This window comes from Pseudomonas sp. UBA5706 (genome assembly GCF_002419965.1).
Classification (GTDB): domain Bacteria; phylum Pseudomonadota; class Gammaproteobacteria; order Pseudomonadales; family Pseudomonadaceae; genus Aquipseudomonas.
On sequence record NZ_DIHC01000036.1, the window covers coordinates 102,434 to 118,266 of the forward strand.

General features: G+C 59.4%; 11 protein-coding genes. All 11 read left to right on the plus strand.

Going from position 1 to position 15,833, the window contains the following annotated elements; genetic code table 11:
* Positions 1-710 precede the first annotated feature (710 nt).
* The 11 genes from B3I26_RS17465 to B3I26_RS17515 all read left to right on the plus strand — a co-directional run bounded on the left by B3I26_RS17465 (position 711) and on the right by B3I26_RS17515 (position 15,713).
* Positions 711-2,027 carry a nucleotide sugar dehydrogenase gene (locus B3I26_RS17465; protein WP_296259427.1) on the plus strand — a complete coding sequence of 439 codons (1,317 nt, stop codon included), beginning with the start codon at positions 711-713 and terminating at the stop codon, positions 2,025-2,027.
* Between the two features lie 128 nt (positions 2,028-2,155).
* Positions 2,156-3,637: a mannuronan synthase gene (gene alg8 / locus B3I26_RS17470; RefSeq protein WP_296259429.1), complete on the plus strand. Its 1,482-nt coding sequence runs from the start codon at positions 2,156-2,158 to the stop codon at positions 3,635-3,637.
* A 41-nt stretch (positions 3,638-3,678) separates the two neighbouring features.
* Positions 3,679-4,851, plus strand: coding sequence for a PilZ domain-containing protein (locus tag B3I26_RS17475; RefSeq protein ID WP_296259431.1), 1,173 nt, complete (start codon positions 3,679-3,681; stop codon positions 4,849-4,851).
* A gap of 2 nt (positions 4,852-4,853) precedes the next feature.
* Positions 4,854-6,266, plus strand: coding sequence for an alginate biosynthesis TPR repeat lipoprotein AlgK (gene algK, locus B3I26_RS17480; protein ID WP_296259432.1), 1,413 nt, complete (start codon positions 4,854-4,856; stop codon positions 6,264-6,266).
* The gene (locus B3I26_RS17485; RefSeq protein WP_296259434.1) at positions 6,263-7,768 is read left to right on the plus strand and encodes an alginate export family protein; all 1,506 of its coding nucleotides are present in this window, start codon (positions 6,263-6,265) and stop codon (positions 7,766-7,768) included. Before algK ends, B3I26_RS17485 begins: the two co-directional genes overlap by 4 nt.
* 27 nt (positions 7,769-7,795) lie before the next feature.
* Positions 7,796-9,451 (plus strand): mannuronan 5-epimerase AlgG, encoded by a 1,656-nt coding sequence (gene algG, locus B3I26_RS17490; RefSeq protein ID WP_296259435.1) that lies wholly within the window; start codon positions 7,796-7,798, stop codon positions 9,449-9,451.
* Between the two features lie 13 nt (positions 9,452-9,464).
* Positions 9,465-10,904, plus strand: a complete 1,440-nt coding sequence (locus tag B3I26_RS17495) for an alginate O-acetyltransferase (RefSeq protein ID WP_296259437.1) — start codon at positions 9,465-9,467, stop codon at positions 10,902-10,904.
* A gap of 7 nt (positions 10,905-10,911) precedes the next feature.
* Complete coding sequence (locus B3I26_RS17500; RefSeq protein ID WP_296259439.1) at positions 10,912-12,051, plus strand: mannuronate-specific alginate lyase; 1,140 nt, start codon at positions 10,912-10,914, stop codon at positions 12,049-12,051.
* A 215-nt stretch (positions 12,052-12,266) separates the two neighbouring features.
* Positions 12,267-13,832: an MBOAT family O-acyltransferase gene (locus B3I26_RS17505; RefSeq protein WP_296259441.1), complete on the plus strand. Its 1,566-nt coding sequence runs from the start codon at positions 12,267-12,269 to the stop codon at positions 13,830-13,832.
* Positions 13,833-13,842: 10 nt separating this feature from the next.
* Positions 13,843-15,018 (plus strand): alginate O-acetyltransferase, encoded by a 1,176-nt coding sequence (locus B3I26_RS17510; RefSeq protein WP_296259442.1) that lies wholly within the window; start codon positions 13,843-13,845, stop codon positions 15,016-15,018.
* Between the two features lie 38 nt (positions 15,019-15,056).
* Complete coding sequence (locus B3I26_RS17515) at positions 15,057-15,713, plus strand: alginate O-acetyltransferase AlgF (protein ID WP_296259506.1); 657 nt, start codon at positions 15,057-15,059, stop codon at positions 15,711-15,713.
* Positions 15,714-15,833 lie beyond the last annotated feature (120 nt).

Here is a 15,833-nt window from a genome sequence, read left to right on the forward strand (position 1 = left end):
CAATTTCAAAGATTTTTCTCAAAAATTTAACAATATTTTTTTGTTGTGGTACGACCTGCTGCGCACTAGTGGCGAACTAACGCCTACTAGGCCCAGGGCCCTTAATATAAAGGGCCGGCGGGAAAGTGCCATCATAGTGCAACCACACCAAAAGCGCGGATCTATCTCGGAAAATTGCGAAAACAGGACGAGCGGCCAGGAACTTATGGGGAAACCTCATGCTCCTACATCCCGTAACAATTCTCGTCCACCTTGTGCGACATGTCTTACAAGGCATAAGAATAGATCTGGAAGTTACTCAACAACATGGTTAGACCTCACACGTCTAAGTGGTACGTGCCAGGAGATAACGCACCAAACTGGTTGAAGTAGTTAGAGCAAGCACCAATCGGGTGCTCGATGTTACTGCCGGGCAGGGCAATGCTGAATCACGGCGGAACGCCCTGAGCCAGACGCGCAGCGGTGACTTTTAACCATCCGGTGGAGTGTTATGCCATTCCCAGATCGGGAACTCATACGTCTATATATGGGCTACCCGACGTTTTTAAATCTGTAACATTCGAGCCCGTCTGATTGATTAGGCCGCTCAAATTAAATTCTGCCTGTGCTTGTGTCACGACATTAACTTGCCGTGCGGACGAGTGCGCGAAACGTGTAAGACAGTACTTAATATCCAGCCAACTAATGGCGTAAACATCGAGGAGATTACGATGCATATCAGCATCTTTGGTTTGGGCTATGTCGGTGCAGTATGTGCTGGTTGCCTCTCGGCGCGTGGTCATGATGTGGTCGGCGTGGATATTTCCAGCGCCAAGATCGATCTGATCAATCAGGGCAAGTCGCCAATCGTTGAACCGGGTCTGGGCGAGCTTCTGGACAAAGGTATCAAGACTGGCAAGTTGCGCGGCACTACCGACTTCGCCGAGGCGATTCGCGCCACCGACCTGTCGATGATCTGCGTCGGCACGCCCAGCAAGAAAAACGGTGATCTGGAGCTGGACTTCATCGAATCCGTGTGCCGCGAAATCGGTTTCGTGCTGCGTGACAAAACGTCTCGTCACACCATCGTCGTGCGCAGCACCGTCCTGCCAGGCACTGTCGCCAACGTGGTCATCCCGATTCTGGAAGACTGCTCGGGCAAGAAAGCCGGCATCGATTTCGGCGTTGCAGTGAACCCTGAGTTCCTGCGTGAAAGCACCGCGATCAAAGACTACGACCATCCCCCAATGACCGTTATCGGCGAGTTCGACAAGGCGTCCGGCGACGTCCTGCAATCGCTGTACGAAGAACTCGACGCACCGATTATCCGCAAGGACATCGCCGTTGCCGAGATGATCAAGTACACCTGCAACGTCTGGCACGCAACCAAGGTCACCTTTGCCAACGAAATCGGCAACATCGCCAAGGCAGTCGGCGTCGACGGCCGTGAAGTGATGGACGTGGTCTGCCAGGACAAGTCCCTGAACCTGTCGCAGTACTACATGCGCCCAGGCTTTGCGTTCGGTGGCTCCTGCCTGCCGAAAGACGTGCGCGCCCTCACCTACCGCGCAAGCTCCCTGGACGTTGAAGCACCACTGCTCAACTCGCTGATGCGCAGCAACGTGTCCCAAGTGCAGAACGCTTTCGACATCGTCGCAGCGAGCCACACTCGCAAAGTCGCACTGCTGGGTCTTAGCTTCAAGGCCGGCACCGACGACCTGCGCGAAAGCCCGCTGGTCGAACTGGCCGAAATGTTGATCGGTAAAGGTTTCGACCTAAGCATCTACGACAGCAACGTCGAATATGCCCGCGTTCACGGCGCCAACAAAGACTACATCGAGTCCAAGATCCCGCACGTCTCGTCCCTGCTCAACTCGGACTTCGACGCTGTGATCGACAACTCCGACGTGATCATCCTGGGCAACCGTGACGAGCGTTTCCGCGCCCTGGCCAACAATGCCCCGGCCGGCAAGAAGGTCATCGACCTCGTCGGCTTCATGACCGGCACCACCATCGAAGGTGGTCAGACCGAAGGCATCTGCTGGTAAAGCAGCGGCAAGCTGCCAGCTTCAAGCGACAAGTTCAAAGCCAGCCCCAGGCCTCGGGTCCAACGCGTTTCGCGCGTGGACTTGAGGCCTGAAGCTCGCGGCTTGCAACTGATTTTAGGGATCCGACTATGCACAGGCTCAGACACGGCTTTCTTCAGGCCGCCGGTTGGCTGTTTTATTTAAGTTTGCTGGCTGCCATCGCAATGGCGCTGCCGGCAACCCTGTTCGACTCGCAGTCCAAGGACTTTATTTTCCTGGTTGGTATCGTCGGTATCTGGCGCTACTCGATGGGCGCAACGCACTTTGTGCGGGGCATGATCTTTCTCTACATCGTTTATCCGCACTTGCGCCGCAAAGTACGCAAGCTGGGCAAGGCGGCCGATCCATCCCATGTATTCCTGATGGTCACCAGTTTTCGGATCGATGCGCTGACCACTGCACAGGTGTACAGCTCGGTCATTCAGGAGGCGATCGCGTGTGGCTATCCGACCACCGTGGTCTGCTCGCTGGTCGAGATGTCCGACGAACTGCTGGTCAAGGCACTGTGGGCCAAACACAACCCGCCTGCACACGTGACCCTGGACTTCGTACGCATTGCCGGCACGGGCAAGCGTGACGGCCTGGCCTTCGGTTTCCGCGCCATTTCTCGCCACATGCCTGACGACCGCGCAGTGGTTGCCGTGATCGACGGCGACACCGTTCTGGCCGAAGGCGTGGTAAAGAAAACCGTGCCGTGGTTCCAGTTGTTCGGCAATGTCGGTGGCCTGACCACCAACGAATTCTGTGAAGTGCGTGGCGGCTACATCATGAGTGAGTGGCACAAGCTTCGCTTCGCTCAACGCCACATCAACATGTGCTCGATGGCATTGTCCAAGCGCGTCCTGACTATGACCGGGCGCATGTCGGTGTTTCGTGCCACCGTGGTCACCGACCCCGATTTCATCGCCGACGTCGAAAGCGATTCGCTGCAACACTGGCGCCTGGGTCGCTTCAAATTCCTGACCGGTGATGACAAGTCCAGCTGGTTCAGCCTGATGCGCCTGGGTTACGACACGTTCTACGTGCCGGACGCGGCGATCAACACCGTCGAGCACCCGCCGGAGAAGAGCTTCCTCAAGGCCAGCCGCAAGCTGATGTATCGCTGGTACGGCAACAACCTGCGTCAGAACTCTCGCGCACTGGGCCTGGGTGTTCGCCGCCTGGGCGTGTTCACCAGCATCGTGTTGTTCGACCAGCGTGTCTCGATGTGGACCTCGATCCTGGGCCTGACCGTGGCCGTACTTGCCAGTTTCAAATTCGGCCTGGGTGTGCTGTTGGCTTACCTGCTGTGGATCGGTATCACGCGCCTGATCCTGACAGTGCTGCTGTCCTGCTCGGGGCATTCCATCGGCCCGGCCTACCCCGTGATTCTTTATTACAACCAGATCGTCGGCGCACTGATGAAGATCTACGTCTTCTTCCGCCTCGACCGCCAGTCCTGGACACGCCAGGACACCAAACTGAGCCGCGACATGGCCAGCTTCCAGGGTTGGTTCAACACCTGGTCGTCTCGAACCATGACTTTCTCGGCTGGCAGCATCTTCATTGCCGTGCTGCTGACAATGGTCTGACCGCACTAATGGATCAACTCGATTAATCAGGAATTACCGCCATGAATACAGCCGTGAATGCAAACGTCGTCCATGAATCCGAAGCGCAGCGCCAGCATGCCAGGATCAAGATCCCAGCCAAGCTGCGCCTGCTCAATGGTCAGCCCAATGCTCCGCTGGTGCGCGTCGAAGACCTTTCCGCTGGTGGTCTGAGCTATGTTGCCCCCAGCAACCTGCGTCCCGCAGTGGGCGAAATCGTCAGAGGCCGCCTGCAGTTCCTGATCGACAATCTTGGCCTGGCGATGGACGTCGACTTGCAGGTTCGCAGCGTAGATTCGGCCAGCGGCCGCATCGGCTGCCAGTTCCAGCATCTGGAAAACCAGGACATCGCCACTCTGCGTCACCTGATCACTTCGCACCTGTCCGGCGACATCGTCAGCATGGGCGAAGTGCTCGCCACCCTGCAGCGCGACAACTTCACCAAGGCGCGCAAGGTCAAGGACAGCGGCAGCGGACTGAGCGCGTTCGGTCGTCTGCGCGCAGTCGCCTTAAGCGCCGGTATCTTCGTCGTCGGCCTGGTGGCGTTCGGATTCGTGGCCAAATCGGTCTACGGCATGTACTTCGTCAGCCACTCCACTTCCGGTCTGGTCAGCGTGCCGAGCATGGACGTGACCATGCCGCGCGAAGGCACCCTGACCAGTCTCGTCGGCCCTAATGGCCGGGTCGCCAAAGGCGCACCGCTGGCCACGTTCAACACCAGCATGCTGGACATGCTCAAAGGCAATCTGGACCCGGACGAGATGCAGCCGGCGAAGATCGAAGAACTGTTCGGTCGCCAACTGGCCGGGACCATGACCAGCCCCTGCGATTGCGTCATCGGCAAGCAACTGGTCGCCGACGGTCAATATGCCAGCAAAGGCCAGGTGATCTTCCAAATGATCCCGCGCAACGTGGCCGCCAACGTCGAGGCCCGCTTCACCTATCGCCAGTTCTCGGACGTACAGCCAGGCGCCCGTGTGAACTTCCAGGTGGCCGGTGAGAACACCACACACAGCGGCAAGATCGTCAGCGCCACGGCCCTGAGCCCTGCCGACCTGTCGTCTGACATTCGTGTACAGATCCAGCCTGACGAAAGCCTGAGCAGCACCCTGGCCGGTCTGCCGGTCGAAGTGGTCAGTAATCGCGGTCCATCGCTGAACTGGCTGATCGATAAAGCCACGGCCGCAGGTCTCTAAGCATGGCTAGCCCACTACGAAGCTTGTCAGCCCCTACGTTGTTGAGCCTGGCGATCGCACTCGGTCTGGGCGGCTGCGCCGGCCTGCCCGATCAACGCCTGGCCAATGAGGCCCTGCAGCGCGGAGACACTGCGCTGGCGGAGCAGAACTATCGGCAACTGGCGGACCTGGGTTATAGCGATGCACAGGTCGGTCTTGCGGACATCCAGGTCGGCACCCGTGATCCGGAACTGATCAAGCAGGCCGAAGCGACTTACCGCGCCGCAGCCCAGACCTCGCCCAGAGCGCAATCGCGTTTGGGCAAGCTGCTGGCCGTCAAGCCCAACTCCACCGAAGCCGAGCAGCGCGAAGCCGAGGGCCTGCTGAAGAAAGCCTTTGCCAATGGCGAAACCGGCACCCTGATTCCGCTGGCGTTGCTCTATCTGCAATACCCGCACACGTTCTCGAACGTGAATGCGCAGCAGCAGATCAGCGACTGGCGTGCGCAAGGTTACCCGGAAGCCGGTTTGGCTCAGGTGCTGCTGTACCGCACGCAGGGTACCTACGATCAGCATCTGGCGGACGTCGAAAGCATCTGCAAACAGGCCCTGCGCACCAGTGATGTTTGCTACACGGAGTTGGCCACGGTTTATCAGAAGCGTGCAGAAGCCGACAAACAGGCTGCGCTGCTGGAACAGATGCAAAAAGGTTATTCCAGTGGCAGCGTCCCGGCCATGCGGGTCGACAGCGTCGCCCGCGTGTTGGCGGACGCTACCCTGGGCAAGCCCGACGAAAATACCGCTCAGCAACTGCTGGAAAAGGTCGCCCCTGGCTATCCCGCTTCCTGGGTGAGTCTGGCGCAACTGCTGTACGACTATCCGGAGCTGGGCGACGTCAACAAGATGATGGAATACCTGGACAACGGTCGCGCCGCGGATCAACCACGTGCCGAACTGCTACTGGGCAAGCTGTATTACGAGGGCAAACTGGTGCTGCCCGACGCGAAAAAAGCCGAGGAGCATCTGACCAAGGCCGCGCCGACGCAGATCTCCGCGCACTACTACCTGGGTCAGCTGTACCGCCGTGGTTATCTGGGCCACCCGGCCCCGCAGAAAGCCGTCGACGAGTTGCTGACCTCCGCCCGCGGCGGGCAGAACAGCGCCGACTTCGCCCTGGCGCAGCTGTTCTCGCAAGGCAAGGGCATCAAGCCCGACCCGGTCAATGCCTGGGTGTTCGGCCAGCTCGCGCAAGCCCAGGGCACGCCACAGGCAACCGACCTGATGCAGCAACTCAACGATCAATTGCCGCCTGAGAAGCGTGCCCAGGCGCAAAGTCTTCTCCAGCGTGAACAGCAGGTCCGTGGCACCACAGCGCAGAACGCGCTGGCCTTGCAGACCCTGCAAGAAGAAAAAGACGGCGAGGACGCACCTCTATGAAGCTTAAGTTGAACCCTTTGATGGCGGCCGGGCTCGGCCTGGGCTTCACCCTGATCTGGGCTACGCCGACATTGGCAGCCTTGACCGATACACAGAATTTCGGCATCGAAGTGAAAGTCACTGGCCAGACCGAAGGTGACACTGACCTTGGCACCCGCAGTGGCGGTAAGGTCAACGGCATCGGCCTGGACTTGCGACCATGGATGTACGGCCAATGGGGCAACTGGAGCGCGTATGCCATGGGTCAGGTGGTGACGGCTACCGATACCATCCAGACCGACCCGCTGGATCAGCAAGTCACCGATGCCAATGGTCAGACCTCGCAACGCAGTAAAAGCACCTCCAGCAGCCGTGAGGTGGATGACAGCTATGCGGCCCTGCGTGAATTCTGGGTCGGCTACAGCGGTTTCACGCCCTACCCCGGTGAAATCCTCAAATTCGGCCGTCAGCGTTTGCGCAATGATGACGGTCAGTGGCACGACACCAACATCGAAGCGCTGAACTGGATGTTCGATACCACGCTGCTCAAGGCAGAAGTGGGCGCTGCACAACGGTTCAGCGAATACCGCACCGACCTCACCCAACTGTCGGCCCAGGACAAGGATCGTCAGCACCTGTTCGGCGATGTGGCTTACCAGTGGACACCGGGCCAGTGGGCCGGCGTGCGTGCCCACTACAGCCACGACGGCGGCAGCCTCAAACGCCAGGGCGAGGCCATCGACGATCTGGACAAGACCTCCCGTGGCGACCTGACCTGGCTGGGGATTCAGGCCAACAGCGACGCCTACAACTTTCGCAACCTGAACACCGTCAATTATTGGGGCAGCCTGACCTGGTTGACCGGCAATCGTGACCGCCTGGGAACGACATATGACGCGACTGCCGATCAGTACGTGGCGGGCACCAGGAACAACGAAAGCGTCAATGGCTGGGCCACCGATCTGGGTCTTCGTTTCCGTCTCGATCCGATGTGGCAAGTGGGCGGCGCCTACTCCCGCGCCAGCAAGAACTACGAGCAGAACGGGTTAGAAACCAACCGTTCGAACTGGACCGGTACCCGCTCGCGGATTCACCGCTTTGGCGAGGCTTTCCAGGGCGAAATGGCCAACGTGGAATCCGGCTCGCTGTTTACCTCCTGGCAGATGCAGGATGACTACGATGCATCGCTGATCTACCACAAGTTCCGGCGCGTAGACGGTCACTCAGGGATTGGCGGTTCAGGGCTCAATCCAGTCAGCCAAAACGTCGATGCCGATGGCGTCAGCAGTCTGGATTCCCTGCCGCTGGAAGACGGCCGCAAGGACCTGGGTCAGGAAATGGACCTGGTGCTCACCAAGTACTTCAAACAAGGCCTGCTGCCCGCTTCGGTGAGCCAGTCCTTCGACGAACCGTCGGCGCTGATTCGTCTGCGCGCAGGCGTGTTCAAGCCAGGCGATGCGTACCACAGCGGTGTCGACGACTACATGCACCGCGCCATCGTCGACGTCATCTGGCGCTTCTGATGCAAGCCGCGATAGGAGTGCAATGACATGAACAGCCAAGCAAACAGTTTGCGGCGCTTGACCGGGCCTCGTGCCTGGCCCCATGCGCTGCTGGAAAGCGCCGTGCTCAGCAGCGCGCTGCTGCTGGCCAGCACCGCGGCGGTGGCCAACACCGCGCTGCCCTTGCATACACCCGCCGCCGCAACCGCCGCGCAACCGGCCGGTAGCGAGGAAGTGGTCAAAGGCCTGCATCAGGCCAAAACCTACACCGTCAGCAGCCCGGACGCCGCGCCGTTGAAGATGGACAAGCCCAAGCTGCCGAACCTGTCGGGCTACACCCAGCAGGCCATGCAGAAGAAGATCGTACGCAGTAAGGCGGCCAAGGTTTCGATCCGTCGCATGATGCAGGAAGACGCGCTGAAGGAGTTCATCGGCGGCGATAACAAGATGGAAGAATGGGTGGCCCGACAGCACGGTATCCCCCAGGCGATCTTTGTCGAAGACGGCTACATGACCCTTCAGGACCTGGCGAAAAAGGTGCCTAAACAGTACCTGAGCGAGACCTCACCGGGCGTTTACCTGGCGCGTCTGCCCATCGTGATCGGCAAGAAAGGCATCTTCGAAGTCGACAAAAAAACCGTCGAGCTGCGCCTGTCTCAGGAAGCCGGCGCGTTTCTGGTCAATGACAACCAGCTGTTCATGGCCGACACCAGGCTGACCGGCTGGAGCGAGAAAGCCAACGCTGCGTCCACCTTCAAGGCGCCAAAGGAATTCCGTCCGTTCCTGCTGGCCTGGGGCGGTACCCAGACCTACATGTTCAACACCAAGGTAGCGAGCCTGGGCTACAACAACAGCAAGTCGTACGGGGTCAGTATTTCCCAATACACGCCGAACATGAAGGCGCAGATGAACCGTCCGGAACCGACTGGCTGGATCGTCAATTCCGAGTTCTCGGACATGTGGTACGGCTTCTACTGCTATGAAACCCGCGACTTCGTGGTCAAGAGCAACACTTACCACGACAACATCATCTATGGCATCGACCCTCACGACCGTTCACACGGTCTGATCATCGCCGAGAACACGGTGTACGGAACGCGGAAAAAGCACGGGATCATCATCTCCCGCGAGGTGAACGACAGCTTCATCATCAACAACAAGAGCTACGAGAACCACCTCTCCGGCATCGTGCTTGACCGTAACAGCGTGAACAACCTGGTGGCCTACAACGAGATCTACCGCAACCACACCGACGGCATCACGCTGTATGAAAGCGCCGACAACCTGCTGTGGGGCAACCGCGTGTTCGCCAACAAACGCCACGGCATCCGGGTTCGCAACAGCACCAACATCAAGCTGTACGAGAACCTGGCCATTGGTAACGGCCTGATGGGCGTCTATGGCCACATCAAGGACCTCTCCAATACCGACCGCGATTTCAAGCTTGATCCGTTCGACGCCGAGGTGTCGATGATCATGGTCGGTGGCGAACTGACCTCCAACGGTTCCGGCCCGCTGTCCATCGACTCGCCGCTAAGCGTTGAGCTGTACAAGGTGTCGATGCTGGCACCGAGCAAGACCACCGGCATCAGCTTCAACGGCGTACTGGGCGAGCGTCAGGATGAAATCCTCGATCTGCTGGTGCGCCAACAAAAAGCCGTGTTGATCGACCCGGTCGAAAGCCAGAAACAACTCCGGGACTGAGGAAGCCATTTCTATGCACGCACATTTGACAAAATTGCTCGGCCTCTCGGGCCTGACCCTCGCACTGTTCGCCGCCAGCAATGCTGCGCGTGCCGACGATGCAGCGGCGCCGAGCTTTACCGCCGAGCCTTGCTGCAGCCTGTGCCCCGAAGCGCATGACGAAAAAAACTACGTCACCCGCTACCAGCAGAACTTCACCACGCTGGTGCAGGCTCAGGGCGACTGGCTGTTCCGCACCAAGGAAGATTTGCGCACCGAGTTTGATACCACGCCTGAAGGCTACCGCCGCATGCAACAGCTGCACGACGCCTTCAAGAGCAAAGGTGTCGAGCTGGTCGTGGTGTATCAGCCAACCCGCGGGCTGGTCGATCGCAACAAGCTGTTCCCCGCCGAGCGCGACAAGTTCGACTACAACACCGCCTTGCGCAACTACCAGACCATGCTGGGCCGCTTCGCGAAAATGGGTTACACCGTGCCCGACCTGTCGCCGTTGACCAACGAGCAACAGGCGCACGATTTCTACTTCCGTGGCGACCAGCACTGGACCCCTTACGGTGCCGAGCGCACGGCAAAAATCGTCGCCGAGTCGGTGAAGAAGATGCCGGAGTACGCGAGCATTCCCAAGCGCGAATTCGAGACCCACTTGTCGGGTCGCATGGGCAAGAAGGGCACTCTGCATAACATGGCAGGTCAGTTGTGCGGCACCAGTTACGCGATCCAGTACATGGATCAATTCGAGACCGAACCCAAAGGCGAGGCGGCTGATGGCGACCTTTTTGGCGATGCCGGTAACCCGGAAATCACCCTGGTCGGTACCAGTCACAGCGGCAAGAACTACAACTTCGCCGGCTTTCTGCAGCAATACATCGGTGCCGACGTGCTGAACGTTGCGTTCCCTGGCGGCGGTCTCGAAGGGTCGATGCTGCAGTACCTGGGCAGCGATGACTTCCAGAAACACCCTCCGAAAATTCTCATCTGGGAATTTTCGCCTCTGTACCGCCTGGATCAGGAGACCATCTATCGCCAGATGATGTCGCTGCTGGACAACGGTTGCGAGGGCAAACCGGCGCTGATGACCACCAGCACCACGCTCAAGCCAGGCACCAACGAGCTGTTGGTCAATGGCAAAAACGGCATCAAGGATGTGCGCAACGGTAGTAATCAGATCGACATCAAGTTCGCCGACACCTCGGTGAAAACCCTTCAGGCGCGCCTGTGGTACATGAACGGCCGCCACGAAGACCTGAAGATCGAAAAACCTGAAACATCTGAAACCGACGGGCGCTTCTCCTTCGAACTGCGCGATGACAAAGACTGGGCCGACCAGCAATTGCTCGCACTGGAAGTGCAGGGTCCGGAAGCGGGCGCTGCGCCACAGCAGGTCGAAGCGAAAGTATGCAAACGCAACGTGTTCCCGAATGTCGCGCATCAAGCCGCGCAAGCCGGGTTATGAGGCTCCTATGCACACTCCAAAACTGATGCTCCCCACCCTTGTGTCACTGGCCATGTTGTCCGTGTCTGCGTGCTCCAGCGCCAACACCCCTACAGGGTCGACACTGGTGCCGCCGAAGGGCTATTACGAAAGCGTCGAGAAATACAAAAGCGGCGAAAACAAGTTCACTTGCGATGCCACGCCGCAGCCCTACACCGGCTCGCTGCAGTTTCGCAGTAAGTACGAGGGCTCGGACAAGGCTCGCGCTACGCTGAACGTGGCCTCGGAACAAGCCTTCCGCGACACCACCAAGGACATCACCACCATGGAACGCAACACCAGCAAAGTGGTGATGCAGTACATGCGTGATGGTCGTCCCGAACAGCTGGACTGCGCGCTAGGCATGCTCACCACCTGGGCCAAGGCCGATGCGCTGGAGTCCAAGGACTTCAACCATACCGGCAAGTCGATGCGCAAATGGGCGCTGGGCAGCATGTCCTCCTCCTACCTGCGCCTGAAGTTCTCCGAATCGCATCCGCTTGCGACTCGTCAGCAGGATGCTCAGGTGATCGAGGCCTGGTTCAGCAAGCTCGCCGATCAGGTCGTCAGCGACTGGAACAACCTGCCGCTGGACAAGACCAACAACCACTCGTACTGGGCAGCCTGGTCGGTGATGTCCACAGCGGTGGCTACCAACCGCAAGGACCTGTTCGACTGGTCGGTAAAAGAATTCAAGGTCGCGGCCAATCAGGTCGACTCGCAAGGCTTTTTGCCTAACGAACTCAAGCGCAGGCAGCGCGCTCTGGCCTACCACAACTACGCCCTGCCGCCGCTGGCGATGATCGCCAGTTTCGCCCAGGCCAACGGGGTGGATCTGCGTCCTGAAAACAACGGCGCGCTCAAGCGCCTGGGTGATCGGGTGCTGGCCGGGGTCAAGGATTCAGGCAATGAATTCCAGGCCCGGGATGGCCAGAAGCAGGACATGACCGATCTTAAGACCGACATGAAATTCGCCTGGCTGGAACCCTACTGCTCGCTCTACGACTGCAGCCCAGACGTGCTCAATGACAAGCACAGGATGCAGCCGTTCAAGAACTTCCGGTTGGGCGGCGACATGACCCGCACGTATGACCCCAGTCATGAGAAAGGCGACAAAGGCGGGTCCTGATTCGGTGACGTGATCGTGCCCACGCCCTGCGTCGGCACGCATCTGACGACGCTGCGCGTCAGCATCAGTAGGCGCAGAGCGTCAGGGGATGCATTCCCCCGCAGAGCGCGGAAACGATCACGCACGGGTCGTCGCAGATAGGTTTGACCCCTCCATTTGCAGGGGGGGTTTGGGGGGGCTTCGGCTCTCGATGTTGGACAAACGGAGAGATAAGGATGGTTTTCTCATCCAACGTGTTCCTGTTCCTGTTCTTGCCGGTTTTTCTCGGCTTGTACTACTTGAGCGGGCAACGCTATCGCAACCTGCTGCTGCTGGTGGCCAGCTACGTGTTTTATGCATGGTGGCGAGTGGACTTCCTGGCGCTGTTTGCAGGTGTGACGCTGTGGAACTACTGGATCGGCCTGCGCGTGGGTGCAGCCGGGGTTCGAAGCAAACCCGCGCAGCGCTGGTTGCTGCTGGGGGTCGCGCTCGACCTGTGCATCCTGGGTTATTTCAAATACGCCAATTTCGGCGTGGACAGCATTAACGCGATCATGACCTCGTTCGGTCTTGAGCCGTTTATCCTCACCCACGTACTGTTGCCGATCGGGATCTCGTTCTACATCTTCGAGTCCATCAGCTACATCATCGACGTTTACCGGGGTGATACGCCTGCGACGCGCAACCTGATCGACTTCGCGGCATTCGTGGCGATCTTCCCGCACCTGATTGCCGGCCCGGTACTGCGGTTTCGCGACCTGGCCGATCAGTTCAACAACCGCACGCACACCCTGGACAAGTTCTCCGAGGGAATCACTCGATTTATGCAGGGCTTCATCAAGAAGGTGTTCATTGCCGACACCCTGGCCGTGCTGGCAGACCACTGCTTCGCCCTGCAAGCGCCCACCACGGGCGACGCCTGGCTCGGCGCACTGGCCTACACCGCGCAGCTGTACTTTGACTTCTCGGGCTACAGCGACATGGCCATCGGCCTGGGCTTGATGATGGGTTTCCGCTTCATGGAAAACTTCAAGCAGCCATACGTCAGCCAGTCGATCACCGAATTCTGGCGTCGCTGGCACATCAGCCTTTCGACCTGGTTGCGCGATTACCTGTACATCACCTTGGGCGGCAATCGCCGCGGCAAGGTTGCGACCTACCGCAACCTGTTCCTGACCATGCTGCTGGGTGGCCTGTGGCACGGTGCCAATATTACCTACATCGTCTGGGGTGCCTGGCACGGTGTGTGGCTGGCGATCGAAAAAGCGCTGGGCATCAACACCACACCACGCACCTTCAACGTGGTTCGCTGGGCCTTCACCTTCCTGCTGGTGGTGATGGGCTGGGTGATCTTCCGTGCCGAAAACCTGCACGTTGCCGCCCGCATGTACGGCGCGATGTTCAGCTTCAGCGACTGGCAGCTTTCGGACCTCAACCGCGCCAGCATCACCGGTTTGCAGGTTGCGACCCTGATCGTGGCGTACATCACCCTGGCCTTCTTCGGCCTGCGTGATTTCTACAAGAACCGCGCGCCGGCCAAGCCTAAAAGTGATCTGGCTGTGCAGGCCGACGGTCCAGCCTCTGCCGAGCCAGGCCTGATCAAGGCCGTGCCAGGCGACAAACCGGGCAGCATTCATCAACCGGGTTATATCGTCGGCACCGAAGCGCAGGTGCAACCTGCCTACTGGACCGCCGATTGGTCGCGCTACGTCATGCGTGCCCTGATCCTGCTGATGTTCGTGGCTTCGATTCTCAAACTCTCGGCGGCCAGCTTCTCGCCGTTCCTGTACTTCCAATTCTGAGGAGCCTGACATGACCCGTTCATTACGTTTCCTCTACATCTTCCTGTTCCTGGCGATCCTGCTGGTCCTGGGCCTGTGGTCGCTGCGCAGCTTCATCAGTTTCTCGACATCGAAAGAAACCACGGTGCTCAACGGTCACTGGACCAAGGCAGTGGAGACGCGTTACGACGAGCAATTCCCGATCAAGCGCCTGGGCACCAACCTCTGGGCTGCGCTGGACTACAAAGTGTTCCACGAAGGTCGTCCAGGAGTGGTGCTTGGCAAGGACCAGTGGCTGTACACCGACGAAGAGTTCGATGCAGTGGCCAATGGTGAGCAGAATGAAGCCGACAACCTGGCAATCATCCAGGGCGTGCGCGACACCCTGAAGAAACAGGGCACGCAACTGGTGCTGGCGATCGTTCCGGCCAAGACCCGCCTGTACCCAGAGCACGTAGGCGACAACAAACCGGCTGCACTGCACACCGACCTGTACCAGCAGTTCCACGCGCAGGTCAGTCAGGCCGGGATCTTTGCGCCTGACCTGCTGGCGCCGCTGCAAAGTGCCAAGGTAAACGGCCAGGTGTTCCTGCGCACCGACACTCACTGGACGCCGATGGGTGCCCAAGTCGTGGCCGAGCAGTTGGGCGAGGCGATCTCGCAAAAGACCCCGCTGAGCGGCGATCCACAGACGTTCGTCACTGAAGCCAAACCCAGCGCGCCGTACAAAGGCGACCTGACCAACTTCCTGCCGCTCGATCCGCTGTTTAGCAACCTGTTGCCAAAACCGGACGATCTGCAGCAACGCAGCACCAACCCGGCCCAGGCCGATGGTGAAAGTGATGACGCGTTGTTCGCGGACAGCTCGGTGGCGGTCGGCCTGGTCGGCACCAGCTACAGCGCCAACCCTAACTGGAACTTCGCCGGCGCGCTGAAACAGGCGCTGCACAGCGATGTCGTAAATTACGCCGAAGACGGCCACGGCCCGATTCTGCCGATGCTCAAGTATCTGCAGACCGATGCCTTCAAGAGCAGCCCGCCGCAGGTGCTCATCTGGGAATTCCCGGAGCGTTACCTGCCCGCTCACAACGACCTGACCGAGTTCGATCCACAGTGGATTGCCGAACTCAAAAAGGCTCGTGACCCTCAACAAAATCTGGCCGTGAACGCCAATCACTCCGAGTCGCCCGACCGGGCGCAAAACTGAGAGGACTACTCAAAATGACCTTACAGAACCCAACGCCTATGACTGCCCGTAAAACCCAACGCAGCCTTCTGAAAACCTGCGTCCTGGCCGCGAGCCTGGGCCTGGTTTCCCTCTCGGCCTTCGCCGGTGGTGACGCTGCCCTGTACGGCCCTACTGCGCCGAAAGGCTCGACCTTCGTGCGTGTCTACAACGCCAGCAACGCCGAAGTCAGCGCCAGCGTCGGCAACACCAGCCTCAACGAAGTCGGCCCGCTGGCCAGCAGTGATTTCAGCTTCATGCCACAAGGCGACTACAGCGCCAAGATCGGCAGCAACACGCTGCCGGTGAAACTGGCGAGCGATCACTACTACACCATCGTCAACAACACCTCCGGCGCGCCACAGCTGGTGGAAGAGCCGCCGTTCAAGAACAAGCAGAAATCCCTGGTTCGCGTGCAGAACCTGAGCGACAAGCCGCTGACCCTGAAAACCGCAGATGGCAAGACCGACGTGGTCAAGGCCGTCTCCGCCAAAGGCACTGGCGAGCGCGAAATCAACCCGGTGAAAGTCAGCTTCGCGCTGTTCGACGGTGACAAGAAAGTCAGCGACCTCAAGCCCGTGGCACTGGAACGCGGTGAAGCGGCCGTGCTGTACATCACCGGCAGCGGCAGCAACCTGTCGCCAGTCTGGGTCAAGCGTCCGACTTCGACACGATAACCGGCAGTCGTGCGCTGCCCGACAGCGGCGCACGCACATCTGCTTTTGGTTCTGGCCGCAAGGCCGGGATGGCCTTTTGATTCTGGTCGCAGGCCGTAGGCGTCCAGCTTGCTGACGATC

Bases quoted from the DNA above. Each gene is read 5' to 3' on its own strand.
- B3I26_RS17485 (WP_296259434.1), top strand. From the start codon at position 6,263: ATGAAGCTTAAGTTGAACCCTTTGATGGCGGCCGGGCTCGGCCTGGGC.
- B3I26_RS17515 (WP_296259506.1), top strand. From the start codon at position 15,057: ATGACTGCCCGTAAAACCCAACGCAGCCTTCTGAAAACCTGCGTCCTG.
- B3I26_RS17495 (WP_296259437.1), top strand. From the start codon at position 9,465: ATGCACGCACATTTGACAAAATTGCTCGGCCTCTCGGGCCTGACCCTC.
- B3I26_RS17505 (WP_296259441.1), top strand. From the start codon at position 12,267: ATGGTTTTCTCATCCAACGTGTTCCTGTTCCTGTTCTTGCCGGTTTTT.
- B3I26_RS17465 (WP_296259427.1), top strand. From the start codon at position 711: ATGCATATCAGCATCTTTGGTTTGGGCTATGTCGGTGCAGTATGTGCT.
- algK (WP_296259432.1), top strand. From the start codon at position 4,854: ATGGCTAGCCCACTACGAAGCTTGTCAGCCCCTACGTTGTTGAGCCTG.
- B3I26_RS17500 (WP_296259439.1), top strand. From the start codon at position 10,912: ATGCACACTCCAAAACTGATGCTCCCCACCCTTGTGTCACTGGCCATG.
- algG (WP_296259435.1), top strand. From the start codon at position 7,796: ATGAACAGCCAAGCAAACAGTTTGCGGCGCTTGACCGGGCCTCGTGCC.
- alg8 (WP_296259429.1), top strand. From the start codon at position 2,156: ATGCACAGGCTCAGACACGGCTTTCTTCAGGCCGCCGGTTGGCTGTTT.
- B3I26_RS17510 (WP_296259442.1), top strand. From the start codon at position 13,843: ATGACCCGTTCATTACGTTTCCTCTACATCTTCCTGTTCCTGGCGATC.
- B3I26_RS17475 (WP_296259431.1), top strand. From the start codon at position 3,679: ATGAATACAGCCGTGAATGCAAACGTCGTCCATGAATCCGAAGCGCAG.